11 protein-coding genes are annotated in these 12523 nt (G+C 70.4%); 6 read left to right on the top strand and 5 right to left on the bottom strand.

All coding sequences use genetic code 11. The features are described from left to right. Nucleotides 1-62: 62 nt before the first annotated feature. The 6 genes from miaB (at nucleotide 63) to mdoH (ending at nucleotide 7505) form a co-directional block, all read left to right on the top strand. Nucleotides 63-1460 carry a tRNA (N6-isopentenyl adenosine(37)-C2)-methylthiotransferase MiaB gene (gene miaB, locus LG388_RS01320; RefSeq protein WP_225781049.1) on the top strand — a complete coding sequence of 466 codons (1398 nt, stop codon included), beginning with the start codon at nucleotides 63-65 and terminating at the stop codon, nucleotides 1458-1460. Then, the gene (locus LG388_RS01315) at nucleotides 1460-2953 is read left to right on the top strand and encodes an ATP-binding protein (RefSeq protein ID WP_225781048.1); all 1494 of its coding nucleotides are present in this window, start codon (nucleotides 1460-1462) and stop codon (nucleotides 2951-2953) included. The genes miaB and LG388_RS01315 overlap by 1 nt, the downstream gene beginning before the upstream one ends. A gap of 10 nt (nucleotides 2954-2963) precedes the next feature. After that, complete coding sequence (locus LG388_RS01310; protein WP_225781047.1) at nucleotides 2964-3644, top strand: hypothetical protein; 681 nt, start codon at nucleotides 2964-2966, stop codon at nucleotides 3642-3644. 9 nt (nucleotides 3645-3653) lie between these two features. After that, nucleotides 3654-5069 (top strand): sigma 54-interacting transcriptional regulator, encoded by a 1416-nt coding sequence (locus LG388_RS01305; RefSeq protein ID WP_225781046.1) that lies wholly within the window; start codon nucleotides 3654-3656, stop codon nucleotides 5067-5069. Nucleotides 5070-5263: 194 nt separating this feature from the next. Next, nucleotides 5264-5464, top strand: a complete 201-nt coding sequence (locus LG388_RS01300; RefSeq protein WP_225781045.1) for a hypothetical protein — start codon at nucleotides 5264-5266, stop codon at nucleotides 5462-5464. 10 nt (nucleotides 5465-5474) lie between these two features. Next, entirely contained in the window at nucleotides 5475-7505 is a 2031-nt protein-coding gene (mdoH, locus tag LG388_RS01295) for a glucans biosynthesis glucosyltransferase MdoH (protein WP_225781044.1), read from the top strand. Between the two features lie 146 nt (nucleotides 7506-7651). Here the strand turns inward: mdoH and LG388_RS01290 are convergent, their stop codons facing one another. From LG388_RS01290 to LG388_RS01270, 5 genes are all read right to left on the bottom strand, one after another. Further along, the gene (locus LG388_RS01290; RefSeq protein ID WP_225781043.1) at nucleotides 7652-8974 is read right to left on the bottom strand and encodes a four-carbon acid sugar kinase family protein; all 1323 of its coding nucleotides are present in this window, start codon (nucleotides 8972-8974) and stop codon (nucleotides 7652-7654) included. A gap of 47 nt (nucleotides 8975-9021) precedes the next feature. Beyond that, a complete protein-coding gene (locus tag LG388_RS01285) occupies nucleotides 9022-10287 on the bottom strand; it encodes a ribulose-bisphosphate carboxylase large subunit family protein (protein WP_225781042.1) in 1266 nt (421 codons plus the stop codon). Further along, nucleotides 10287-10829: a VOC family protein gene (locus LG388_RS01280; RefSeq protein WP_225781041.1), complete on the bottom strand. Its 543-nt coding sequence runs from the start codon at nucleotides 10827-10829 to the stop codon at nucleotides 10287-10289. Before LG388_RS01280 ends, LG388_RS01285 begins: the two co-directional genes overlap by 1 nt. Before the next feature lie 126 nt (nucleotides 10830-10955). Then, nucleotides 10956-11750 carry a transporter substrate-binding domain-containing protein gene (locus LG388_RS01275; protein WP_225781040.1) on the bottom strand — a complete coding sequence of 265 codons (795 nt, stop codon included), beginning with the start codon at nucleotides 11748-11750 and terminating at the stop codon, nucleotides 10956-10958. A 36-nt stretch (nucleotides 11751-11786) separates the two neighbouring features. Then, nucleotides 11787-12515 (bottom strand): amino acid ABC transporter ATP-binding protein, encoded by a 729-nt coding sequence (locus tag LG388_RS01270; protein ID WP_225781039.1) that lies wholly within the window; start codon nucleotides 12513-12515, stop codon nucleotides 11787-11789. Nucleotides 12516-12523 lie beyond the last annotated feature (8 nt).

Below are 12523 nucleotides of genomic sequence, written 5' to 3'. Positions count from 1 at the left end.
CTTTTTCCGTGGTCGCGCCCTGCCTGAGGCGCACGGCCTCGCCCCCTCGACCGAGGTGCCCCATGTCCCGCAAAGTTTTCATCAAGACCTTCGGCTGCCAGATGAACGAGTACGACTCGGACAAGATGGCCGACCTGCTCGCCGCCGCCGAGGGCTACACCCCCACGCAGGACGTAGAGGAAGCCGACCTGATCCTCTTCAACACCTGCTCGGTGCGCGAGAAGGCGCAAGAGAAGGTGTTCTCCGACCTCGGCCGTGTGCAGCACCTGAAGGCCAAGGGCGTGAAGATCGGCGTCGGCGGCTGCGTCGCCAGCCAGGAGGGCGACGCCATCATCCAGCGCGCACCCTATGTCGATGTGGTGTTCGGCCCGCAGACCCTGCACCGCCTGCCCGAGATGCTGGCGCGGCGCGAGGCCGAGAAGCGCCCGCAGGTGGACATCTCCTTCCCCGAAATCGAGAAGTTCGACCACCTGCCTCCCGCGCGCGTCGAGGGCGCGACGGCCTACGTGTCGATCATGGAAGGCTGCTCCAAGTACTGCAGCTACTGCGTGGTGCCCTACACCCGCGGCGAGGAGGTCAACCGCCCGCTGGACGACGTGCTGGTGGAGGTGGCGGGCCTGGCCGACCAGGGCGTGCGCGAGATCACGCTGCTGGGCCAGAACGTGAACGCGTACCGCGGCCGGATGGGCGACACGGCCGAGATTGCCGACTTCGCGCTGCTCATCGAGTACATCGCCGAGATCCCGGGCATCGAGCGCATCCGCTACACGACCAGCCACCCGAACGAGTTCACACCGCGGCTGATCGAGGCGTATGCCAAGGTGCCACAGCTGGTGAGCCACCTGCACCTGCCCGTGCAGCACGGCAGCGACCGCATCCTGATGGCGATGAAGCGCGGCTACACGGCCATGGAATACAAGAGCACGATCCGCAAGCTCCGCGCCATCCGCCCGCAGTTGGCACTGTCGAGCGATTTCATCGTCGGCTTTCCGGGCGAGACCGACGACGACTTCGGCAAGATGATGAAGCTGATCGAGGACGTCGGCTTCGACGCCAGCTTCAGCTTCATCTTCAGCCCGCGGCCCGGCACGCCGGCGGCGCAGCTGCACGACGACACGCCGCACGAGGTCAAGCTCCGGCGCCTTCAGCACCTGCAGAAGACCATCGACGACAACGTGAAGCGCCTGTCCGACGCGCTGGTGGGCCAGACCCAGCGCATCCTCGTGGAAGGTCCCTCGAAGAAGGACCCGAAGGAACTCATGGGCCGCACCGACTGTTTCCGCGTCGTCAATTTCGAAGCGCCTGAAGCCGCGCATGCGCGCCTGGTCGGCCAGATGGTGGACGTGAGGATCACCCGCGCGCTCTCGCACACGCTGCGCGGCGAGGTGGTGACGGCCGAGGGCACTGCCTTCGGCAGCGCATTGCCGGCTGCGCCGTCGAACGCGCCGCTGGCCGCCTGATGTCGGGCCCCGACAGCGCCGTGCAGCCGCTGGCGCCGGCCGGCGCGCGGCAGCGCCCGGGCCCGCGCACGCGGGCCCGCGGCTCCTTCCAGCAGCTGCTGCTGTTCGCCTTCCTGCTCATCACCGCGCTGCTGCTGGCGGTGGCGCTGCGCGCCGTGTTCCAGTACGACGAGCTGATGAAGCAAAGCCGCGACACGGCGCGCAGCGCGCTGCAGCTGTCGGGCGCGGCGCAGACGCTGGCCGAGCGCAGCGCGGCCATGGAGCGCTCGGGCCGCCAGTCGCTGGTGCTCAACGACGCGGTGCTGCGGCGGCGCTTCAACGACGCCTCGCGCGACGCGCAGGCCGTGGTGCAGCGGCTGGTAGACAACGGCCTGCTCGCGCAATCGGCCGAGCAGTGGCGCGCGCAGCTGGCGCTCATCGAGGAACTGCTGAGCGGCCCCGCCGACACGGCGCTGGCACGCGAAGGCTCGATGGCCATGCAGTTCCGCGAGCTGGAAACCATCAACACCCAGATCGCGCAGCAGGCCCAGTTCCTGATCGAGGCGCAGAACAATGCGCTGGCCGAGCGGCTGGAGCGCGCGCGCCGGCGCCTGATGCAGCAGGTGATCGCGGCGGCCGCGCTGTCGGTGGCGATGGCGCTGGCCTTCGGCATCTGGCTCGCGCGCCCCTTCAAGCGGCTGGAGCGCGCCATCCACGGCCTGGGCGAGAACCGGCTGGACGAACCCATCGACATCCACGGCCCCGCGGACGTGCGCCGCGTGTCGCAGGAGCTGGACTGGTTGCGCCTGCGGCTGATGGAGCTGGACGCCGACAAGGCGCGTTTCCTGCGGCACGTGTCGCATGAACTCAAGACGCCGCTGGCCGCGCTGCGCGAAGGCGTGTCGCTGCTGGAAGAAGGCGTGACCGGCGCGCTGAACCCGGCGCAGCGGGAAGTGGCGCAGATCCTGCAACAGAACACCGTCGCGCTGCAGGGCCAGATCGAGGCGCTGCTGCGCTTCAACGCCGCCGCCTTCGAGGCGCGCCAGCTCCAGCGCGAGCGCACACCGCTGCTGCCGCTGATCGAAAGCCAGATCGAAGCCCAGCGCCTGCAATGGCAGGCCCAGGGCCTGCAGGTGCGCGCCGAGGGCGAGCCCGTGGCCGTGCACGTGGATCCGGGCAAGCTGGGCACCGTCATCGGCAACCTGCTGTCCAACGCGATCCGCTTCTCGGCGCGCGGCGGCACCATCGCCTTCACCGTTTCGGCCAGCCCCGACACCGTGTTCATCGACCTGCAGGACGCCGGCCCCGGCGTGGCGCCCGAAGACCGCGAGCGCGTGTTCGAGCCTTTCTACCGCGGCGAACGCCAGCCCGAGCATGCGGTCAAAGGCACCGGCATCGGCCTGTCCATCGTGCAGGAGTACATTGCAGCCCACGGGGGCCGCATCGAGCTGCTGCCCCACGATCCCCACGGCCCCGGCGCGCATTTCCGCATCGAACTGCCGCGCTCCGCCTGAACGCTTTCACATGCCCCAACGATTTCCCCGCCGACCCGGCCTGGCCCGCGCGCCCGGCCTGCTGCTGGCCCTGAGCGCGCTGCTCTCGGCCTGCACCCTGCCGTCGGCCGCCCCCGAGGCCCCGGCGCCGCCCCGCCGCCGGCCCCGCCGGCCGCCAGCCCCGCCCGCCCGCGCCGCCCCGGCGCTGCGCCCGGTCGAAGCCGAACCGCAGGCTCCCGCCACGCAGATGCAGCCGCGCGCGCCCGGACCGGTGGGCCACATGCTCGCCCATGCGGACCGCGTGCGCAGCCTGTCGGCGGCCGACCTCAGCGCCGAAGTCGCGCGCCTCAACGACGCCGCCGGCAGCGCGAGCAACGACCCCACGCTGCTGATGCAGCAGGCCATCGCGCTCGCGCAGACCCGCAATGCCGCCGACCTGGCGCGCGCGCTGGGCCTGATGCAGCGCGTGGCGGCCGACAACAGCGAAACCGGCCGCGCCCTGCAGCCGCTGGCGCGCCTGCTGGTGGCGCGCTACCAGGAGCAGCGCCGCGTGGAAGACGAGCGCGACCGCCAGGGCCAGCAGCTCAAGGACGCCCAGCGCCGCATCGACCAGCTCAACGACCGGCTGGAGGCGCTGCGCGCCATCGAGCGCAGCTTCGGCCGGCCGGCCCCGGCCAACGGCACGCCCCGCGCGCCGCATGCGCCGCAATAAGTCCCGCGCATGAGCCAGAGCCCGCCGTCCAACCCGCCCGCCGCCACCGGCGCCCGCATCCTGGTCGTGGATGACGACCCGGACATCCTGCGCCTGCTGTCGCTGCGCCTGACGGGCGCGGGCTACCAGGTGACGGCCGTGACCTCGGCCGAATCGGCGCTCACGCAGCTGGAGATCGAGCATCCGCGCCTGGTGCTCAGCGACGTGCGCCTGCCGGGGCGCGACGGGCTGCAGCTGTTCGACGAGATCCGCAAGCGGCACCCGACGCTGCCCGTGATCCTGCTCACCGCGCACGGCACCATTCCCGACGCGGTGGAGGCGACGGCGCGCGGCGTGTTCACCTACCTGACCAAGCCCTACGACGCGCGCGAGCTGCTCGACAAGATCGCACAGGCCCTGGCGCTGGGCGCACCTGCCGCCACGCCGGCCGCCAGCGGCGACGAGAGCTGGCGCGCAGAGATCGTGAGCCGCTCCAGCCGCATGGCCGAGGTGCTGGCCGAGGCGCGCATGGTGGCCAAGTCCGATGCCAGCGTGCTGCTGCGCGGCGACTCAGGCGCCGGCAAGGAAGTGCTGGCGCGCGCCATCCACAAGGCCAGTGCGCGCGCGAAGAAGCCCTTCGTGGCCGTCAATTGCGGTGCCATCCCCGAGGCGCTGCTCGAGTCCGAGCTCTTCGGCCACATGAAGGGCGCCTTCACCGACGCGCACGCCAACCACAAGGGCCTGTTCCAGCAGGCCGACGGCGGCACGCTGATGCTGGACGAAATCGGCGACATGCCACCCGCGCTGCAGGTCAAGCTGCTGCGCGTGCTGCAGGAACGCGCGGTGCGCCCGGTGGGCGCGGCCCAGTCCATCGCCGTGGACGTGCGCATCATCTCGGCCACGCACCGCGACCTGGAAGCGGCCATGGAGGCCGGCCAGTTCCGCGAGGACCTCTATTACCGCCTCAACGTGGTCACGCTCACGCTGCCGCCGCTGGCGGCGCGGCGCGAGGACATCCCGCTGCTGGCCAACCATTTCCTGCACAAGCTGGCGGGCAAGTACGGCAAGCGCCTGTCGGGCTTTGCGCCCGAGGCGCTCAAGGCGCTGACCACGGCCGCCTGGCCCGGGAACGTGCGCCAGCTCTACAACGTGGTCGAGCAGGTGTGCGCGCTGTCCAGCTCGCCGCTGATCCCGCTGGCCCTGGTGCAGCGCGCGCTGCGCGTGCCGACAGTGGAAGTGCAGACCTACGCGCAGGCCAAGGAGCGCTTCGAACGCGACTACCTGGTCGGCCTGCTGAAATTGACGGACGGTAACGTGGCCGACGCTGCGCGCCTGGCCGATCGCAACCGCACCGAGTTCTATCGCCTGCTGCAGAAGCACGCACTCACACCCGGCCACTTCAAGGGCGAGGGTGTCTCCGGGGGCAGCGAGCCTGTCGCCGAGTAGCGACAGGCTCAAGTGCTTGATTTCATTGGGTTTCGATGAGCCACCCGCCCGACTTGTCGGGCTGCGGCGACAAAAAGAAGGGTTTGGCGGGCCAATGGCGCTGCGATGCATCGACATCACCCCAAAAAACCTTCGCAACCTATTGAACTGAAAGAGGAAATTCACGCTGGCACGGGGTTTGCCCTATGGCTGGCATGAACACCTTCACTCGCCCATCTTTCGCTCTGCGTCCGCAGCGTGACAGCCTGCGGCACAAGCAGTTCCACGCCAGCCGCGCCCGCGCGTCCGGCACCCCCCCTTCCGTTCTGCCCGCCGGCCACGGCAGTGCATCGGACAGCGTGTTCAAGCGACTGCCTGCGATCGGCGAGACGCCGGTCCTGGACACCCACGCCTGAGGAGCCGGCCATGAAACCCAACGACTTTTCCGCCCTGACCGCCGCGGCCATGCCATCGGCCGTCAAGACGCCGTCGTCGCGCAGCACGCTGCGCGAGGAGCGCCATCCGAATTCGGTGACGGCGCCCCCCATCAACCGCGGCTCCATGACCCCCCGCCCCTGGCGCGGTTTCTGGAACAGCATCGGCACCGCCCTGCTGCTGAAGCTGGGCGCGGGCACGCGCGACGCGGCCGTGCCGGCGCAACCCTTCCCGCCGCAGCCGTGGCAGCGCGCAGCGAAGCAGCGCCGCACCGTCTTCACCCTGCTGGCCCTGCTCAGCACGGTGCTGGCGTCCACGCTGTTCGCGCAGGTGCAGCCCGACTACGACAACAAGCTGCTGGAATGGGGCCAGATCGCCCTGTACGGCCTGCTGTCGGGCTGGGTGGTGACCGGCTTCGTCACGGCGCTGATGGGCTTCTACGTCTCCGTGCGCGGCGACAAGCATGCGCTGTCGGCCAAGCAGGTCGCGCACCATCCCATGAACCCCGAGGCGCGCACCGCCATCGTCATGCCCATCTGCAACGAGGATGTGGCGACGGTGTTCGCGGGCCTGCGCGCCACCTGCGAATCGGTGGCGAACACGGGCCATGCCCCGCAGTTCGACGTGTTCGTGCTGTCGGACAGCTACAACCCCGAGATCGCCAAGGCCGAACGCGCCGCCTGGGAAGAGCTGCGCGCCGCGCTGGCCGAGCATCCGAACCAGCCGCAGGTCGAGGTGTACTACCGCCTGCGCACCCGCCGCACGCACCGCAAGGCCGGCAACGTGGCCGACTTCTGCCGCCGCTGGGGCAAGGACTACCGCTACATGGTCGTGCTGGACGCCGACTCCGTGATGAGCGGCGACTGCCTGGTCAACATGGTCAAGCTGATGGAAGCCAATCCGTCGGCCGGCATCATCCAGACCGCCACGCAAGCCATCGGCCACGTGACCCTGCACGCCCGCGCCCAGCAGTTCGGTGCCCGCGTGACCGGCCGCCTGTTCACCCTGGGCATGCAGTTCTGGCAGCTGGGCGAATCGCATTTCTTCGGCCACAACGCCATCATCCGCGTCGAGCCCTTCATGAAGCATTGCGCGCTGGCGCCGATCAAGGGCACGGGCGGCATGTCCGGCGGCATCATGAGCCACGACTTCGTCGAGGCCGCCCTGATGCGCCGCGCCGGCTACCACGTGTGGCTGGTGTCCGACTTGGTCGGCAGCTACGAGCAGCAACCGCCGGACCTGCTGGCCGAGCTGCAGCGTGACCGCCGCTGGTGCCAGGGCAACCTGCAGAACGCCCGCCTGATGGCCGAGCCCGGCATCGCCCCGGTGCACCGCGCCATGTTCGTGACGGGCACCATGGCCTATGTGTCGGCGCCGCTGTGGCTGGCCTTCCTGACCCTCGGCACGGCCCTGTGGCTGTCGGGCTCGAGCCTGATCTCGCACTGGATGGTGATGCCCATGGAACTGGCCGCCCTGTGGCTGTGGACCCTGTGCCTGCTGTTCCTGCCGCGCGTGCTGGGCCTGGCCGCCGTTCTGATGAAGGGCGAGCAGAAGCAATACGGTGGCGTGGGCGCCCTGCTCAAGAGCGCCGTGCTGGAAGCCGGCATGGCCATCGTGCAGGCCCCCGTGCGCATGCTGGCCCATTCGCTGTTCGTCGTGGTCGCGCTGACCGGCATCAAGCTGGACTGGAAGTCGCCCCCCCGCGAAGCCGCCGCCGTGCCGTGGCGCGAAGCCGCCGCCCGCCTGCTGCCGATGAGCGGCGTGATCGCGGCCCTGGCCCTGGGTGTGGCCGCCATCGACGCCAGCGCCCTGATGTGGCTGCTGCCGGTGGGCCTGCCGCTGCTGCTGGCCATCCCGATGGCCGTGGTCACGAGCCAGATCGCCCTGGGCACGCAGATGCGCGAACGCAGCTACCTGCTGATTCCCGAGGAATCGCGCTCGCCCGCCGTGCTGCGCCGTGCCTGGATGCACGCCGACCGCCTGAGCGCCGCCAACGACGCGCGCATGCTGGCCGCGGCCTGATCAGCGCCCGGCATCTCATGAAGAAACCCGCTTCGGCGGGTTTTTTCATGGGCGCCATGTCTTGGTCGGCGTTGGTGCGAGCAGAGCGCGGGCAAGAAAAGGGCGCCTTGAAAGCGCCTGCGCTGGTTGCGAACAATGGAGGGCTGTCAGGCCCCGGCTCCCTCATCCGGCGCGCCATGCACGAGACGCTCGAACAGGTCGACCGGCCCCATCTGCCCGCCCTTGAGTGCGATCTCCAGCCCGTCGCGCAGCACCTCGTCGCTGTGCAGCCGGCACAGCGACACGCCGGCCGACACCACGGCGCGGTAGGACAGGCCCCAGGCGTCGAGCGCCTGCACCGCATGGCTGGAGGTGTCGCCCCCCGCCACGCCCACGCGCCGCACGAGCGGCGCCAGGTGCAGCACGGCGCGCAGCAGCCGGCCGCCGGCCAGCGCCAGTTCGCGGCCGCTCACGCCGGCATCGGCGGCCGGCGACTGGCCCGGGCGTACCGTGCAGGCCAGCACGTGACGGCCGGCCTGCAGGCGCGCGGCCAGCGCTTCAGCCTGGCGCTGCAGAAAGGCCGCGTCCGTGCACAGCGGCAGCGGCTCGATCCAGGCCACTTCGAAGGACTGCGCCGCCGCGACCTGCGCCGCCGTGACGGGCGACAGGCTGCCGGCCAGGGCGAAAACCGGCGACACGGCCGGCGCCAACGCCTGTGAGGGCGCGGTGCCTTGCACCAGTTGCGGCGCCAGCGCCTGCACCACGCTGCTGGCCCCGGCCGCGAGCAGCGGCTCCTGCTGCGCCGCACGCCACAGCACGGCGCCGATGCGCCGCAGGTCGTCGTTGTCGCGCACGTCGAAGAGCAGCCCGTCCGAGCCCGCCGCTGCGCCCCAGGCCTGCGCCAGCGCCGGCTCCCCCGCGTCGTGCAGCAGCCAGGGCGCCAGCCGCAGATCGGCCAGGCCCTGCGCCGCCAGGTGGCGCCGCAGGTCGGCCTCGTGCATGGGCGTGACCGGGTGGCGGCTCATGGTCGGGTGGCGGTCGATGCGGAAGACTTCGCCCGCGCTGCCCGCGCGCGCGTAGAGGTTGCCGAACAGGCAGTAGCGGCCCAGGTCGGGCTGGCCGCCGATCACGGCCGTGCGCACGTGGCCTGGCAGACCTGCACGCAGTGTCTGCAGCGCCACGCCAATGCTGCCCACCTCGGGCGCGCTGTCGAAGGTGGAACACAGCTTGTAGTGCAGCACGCGCGCACCCAGCTGCGCGAACAGCGCGGCGATCGGCGCCAGCTCGGCGCGCATCTCGGCCGGACTCATGGCCCGCGCCGCGCCCGCCACGCCCACGCAGTCCAGCGGACCGGCCGCCTGCAACTGCGCCGCGTCGGGCAGGCGCAGGAACAGCAGCGCCCGCAGGCCCGCGCGCGCGGCCGTGCCCAGAGTGTCGGTGGCGCCGGTGAAGTCGTCGCCGTAGTAGAGGATGGCGGGCGGAGGGGACATGCGGGCGCAGAGGAAAAGAAAGGCGCGGCTGCGGGCCGCGCGGAGGGTCAGCGGCCGAAAAAGGCCAGCGCCTGCGCCAGCTCGGCATGCTGCTGCGCGGCCTGCTGCAGCGACTGGCCCGCACGCACCGCGGCCCAGGCCTGCCGGATGCTGGCCACGCCCGCCGCCGCGCCGCCCGGGTGCGCGAGGATGCCGCCGCCCGACATGAACAGCAGGTCGTCGCGCTGCACCGCGGCCCAGGTGGCGGGCACGGTGCCCGCCCACTGGCCCGACGAAAAGGCGGGCATCACGGTGTCGTCCAGGCCTTCGGCCAACGGCGTGTAGCTGTCACGCGCGCCGGCGATCACTTCGGAATCCGGCTGCGCGAACTTGCCGCCCAGCCCATGCACGTGCATGTGGTCCACCCCCGCCAGGCGCCACAGCACCTGGTAGGCCTGATAGCCCATGCCCAGCAGCGGATGGCGCGACAGCGCACCGAAGCCGTTGCGGTGGCCGTGCAGTGCCAGCGGCGTGTGGCGGCGCAGCGCCTGAATGGCCGAGTAGCCGCACCAGTTGAGGCTGGCCATCACGCAGCTGCCGCCTTCGCGCTGCACCAGGTCGGCATGGCGGCGCATGGCGTCCACCTCGTCCGTGATGTTGAAGGCCACCATCACATGCTTGCCGGTGCGCTGCTGGTGTTCGCGCACCACGGCCATCACGGCCGGCACGCGCTCGGCCAGCGGGGCGTGGTCCGGGTCGGCGCAGACCTCGTCGTCCTTGATGAAGTCCACGCCGGCCGCGCACAGACGGCCGACGAGCTCGGCCGTCTGCGCGGCCGAGAAGCCCACGTTGGGTTTGATGATGGTGCCCACCAGCGCGCCGCTGGCCACGCCGGTGGCGGCCCGCGTGCCCGCGATGCCCACGCGCGGCAACTCGAAGCGGCGGCGGTAGTCGGCCGGCACCTGCAGCGTTTCCAGCCGCATGCCCGTGCTCTCGCCCAGGTCGTACAGGTTGCCGGCGACGGTGGCGGCCAGCGTGGGCAGGTTGGCGCCGATGTTGGCGACCGGGAAGGACAGGTGCACGCGTGCGCGCCGCCAGGGGCCGGGGTGGCCCTGGCGCTCCAGCAGCGCATTGGGCAGGCTGGGCGCATCCACCGTTTCCAGCGCCTCGATGCGCTCCACGTTCGCACGCGCCCGCGCGCGCAGCGCGTCGGTCTCGCCCTCCACGCGCTTGAAGGTGCCGCAGGACTGCTCGCCGGCCATCACCTCGGCCACGGCCTCGGGGGCGAAGGGCGTCTCGATCAGGTAGCTGGCGTGGATGCGCTCGGTGCTCATCAGATCTTGCTCAGGTCAGGGAAAGGACGCACCGGGTCGGTCTTGCCGTCCCACGTTTCGGACTCGGCGCGGATCAGGTCGAACATGCGGCCCTTGGGGCCGGCCACTTCCGACAGCTCGATCACGGTGCCCGGGTGGTATTCGGTGTCGAAGTAGACGAAGCGGCCCTTCTCGCCCACTTCACCGCTCATGACGGGCTTGAAGCCTTCGGCAATCAGGCGCGCGAGGTCGGCGTCGTAGTCGCTGGTCCAGTAGGCGACGTGCTGCAGCCCGGTGCGGCCGGCCTGCAGGAAGTCGCGGTACATCGACGGCACGTCGTTGCGGGTCTGGATCAGTTCGACCTGCACGTAGCCTGAATTGGCCAGCGCGACCGAGTTGTGCGGCGCGTGCTTCTCGCCGCGGTACTCGTAGTTCACGATCGGCACGCGCGGGTTGTAGAACCACGGGCCCACGCCCAGCGTGCGGCTCCAGTAGTCCATGGCGGCTTCGATGTCGTGGACCACGTAGCCCAGCTGGCGGATGGCGCCGAAATGACGGCTCATGATGTTTTCCTTGTGTGCGAGAGACGGTCCGCCCTGGCCCTGGCACTGCGCGGGCGCAGCAATGCCCCGCCCGCGCGCCCGAAGGCACGCAGGTGCATGGCCAGAAGTCGAGGGAACCGGCGGGGTTTACTTGGCGCCGTCGAGGATTTCCTTCGGGATCGGAACGCCGGCGTGTTTGGCGTGGATGTCGTTGAGCTTGCCGTTGGCCAGGTTGGTCCTGATCCAGCCATTGACCCAGTTCATCAGCTCGGGCTGGTTCTTGCGCATGGCCACGCCCAGCTGGTAGGACTGGAGGATGAACTTCACTTCGAACTCGCGCTGCGGGCTGCGCTTGGCAATGGCCGCGATGATCGGCGGCGTGATGGCCACGATGTCGGTCTGGCCGCTGGCGGCCGCCGTGATGGACGCGGCTTCGTCGTCGAAGCGCACCACCTTGGCCTGCGGTGCACGCTCGGTCACGATCTTGTCCTGCGGACCGCCGCGCGTGACGGCCACGCTCTTGCCGGCCAGGTCTTCGATGCCGCTGAGCTTGAGGCTCCTGGGCGCGCCCACGGCGGCCTGGATGGCCCCATAGGGAAGGGAGAAGTCCACCGCCTTCTGGCGCTCGGGCGTGATCGACAGCGAGGAGATGATCAGGTCGGCCTTGTTCGACAGCAGGTTCGGGATGCGCGCCGAGTTGGTCGTGTTCACGATCTCCAGCTGGACGCCCAGGTCCTTGGCCAGCAGCTGCGCGGCTTCCACGTCGGAGCCGGCCGGGTTCATCTTGTCGTCCACGTAGCCGTAGAAGGGGGCGCTCAGGTCGATGCCGATGCGGATCTTGCCGGCGGCCTTGATGTCGGCCAGTTCGGCCAGGGCCGGCAGGCACAGCGCGCCCAGGGTGGCGGCCAGCAGCGTGCGGCGGAGGATGCGGGAAGCGGTCATGCGAAGGTCTCCTGGTGGTATGCGATGGAAAAGCGGTCAGAGCCCGTGCGACAGGAAGTCGCGCAGCTCGGCCGTCTGCGGCTGGCGCAGCATCTCGCCGGGGCCGGTCTCCCAGACCTTGCCCTCGTGCATGTAGATGATGGTGTCGGCCACGCGCGCGGCGAATTCCATTTCGTGCGTCACCAGCACCATGGTCATCCCGCCTTCGGCCAGTTGCTCGATCACGCGCAGCACCTCGCCCGTCAACTGCGGGTCCAGCGCGGAGGTCACCTCGTCGAACAGCATCACCTGCGGCTGCATGGCCAGCGAACGGGCGATGGCCACGCGCTGCTGCTGGCCGCCCGAGAGCTGCTCCGGGTAGGCCTGCGCCTTGTCGGCCAGGCCCACCTGCTGGAGCGTGCGCGTGGCGATGGCCCGGGCGTCGGCGTTTGACAGGCCCTTCACGGCCTTGGGCGCGAGCGTGATGTTCTGCTCCACCGTCAGGTGCGGGAACAGGTTGTAGCTCTGGAACACGATGCCCACGTCCTGGCGCAGCCGGCGCAGGTCCACATCGGGCGCGTGCACGGCATGGCCGCAGACCTGGATGGTGCCGCTGTCGATGACCTCGAGCCGGTCGATGCAGCGCAGCGCGGTGCTCTTGCCCGAGCCGCTCTTGCCGATGATGGCCACGACCTGGCCCTTGGGAATGGCGAAGGACACGCCGCGCAGCACGTGGTTGCTGCCGAAGCGCTTGTGCACGTCCCGGAGTTCGACGATGGGATTCATGGGCTGTT

The sequence above is a fragment of the Xenophilus sp. Marseille-Q4582 genome (genome assembly GCF_916700565.1).
Taxonomy (GTDB): domain Bacteria; phylum Pseudomonadota; class Gammaproteobacteria; order Burkholderiales; family Burkholderiaceae_C; genus Xenophilus.
This window is presented reverse-complemented; position numbering and strand designations above follow the sequence as displayed.

Excerpts from the sequence above, each read along its gene's own strand:
- LG388_RS01270 (WP_225781039.1), bottom strand. The coding sequence starts at position 12,515 with ATGAATCCCATCGTCGAACTCCGGGACGTGCACAAGCGCTTCGGCAGC.
- LG388_RS01310 (WP_225781047.1), top strand. The coding sequence starts at position 2,964 with ATGCCCCAACGATTTCCCCGCCGACCCGGCCTGGCCCGCGCGCCCGGC.
- LG388_RS01275 (WP_225781040.1), bottom strand. The coding sequence starts at position 11,750 with ATGACCGCTTCCCGCATCCTCCGCCGCACGCTGCTGGCCGCCACCCTG.
- LG388_RS01290 (WP_225781043.1), bottom strand. The coding sequence starts at position 8,974 with ATGTCCCCTCCGCCCGCCATCCTCTACTACGGCGACGACTTCACCGGC.
- LG388_RS01305 (WP_225781046.1), top strand. The coding sequence starts at position 3,654 with ATGAGCCAGAGCCCGCCGTCCAACCCGCCCGCCGCCACCGGCGCCCGC.
- LG388_RS01300 (WP_225781045.1), top strand. The coding sequence starts at position 5,264 with ATGAACACCTTCACTCGCCCATCTTTCGCTCTGCGTCCGCAGCGTGAC.
- LG388_RS01315 (WP_225781048.1), top strand. The coding sequence starts at position 1,460 with ATGTCGGGCCCCGACAGCGCCGTGCAGCCGCTGGCGCCGGCCGGCGCG.
- mdoH (WP_225781044.1), top strand. The coding sequence starts at position 5,475 with ATGAAACCCAACGACTTTTCCGCCCTGACCGCCGCGGCCATGCCATCG.
- LG388_RS01285 (WP_225781042.1), bottom strand. The coding sequence starts at position 10,287 with ATGAGCACCGAGCGCATCCACGCCAGCTACCTGATCGAGACGCCCTTC.
- miaB (WP_225781049.1), top strand. The coding sequence starts at position 63 with ATGTCCCGCAAAGTTTTCATCAAGACCTTCGGCTGCCAGATGAACGAG.
- LG388_RS01280 (WP_225781041.1), bottom strand. The coding sequence starts at position 10,829 with ATGAGCCGTCATTTCGGCGCCATCCGCCAGCTGGGCTACGTGGTCCAC.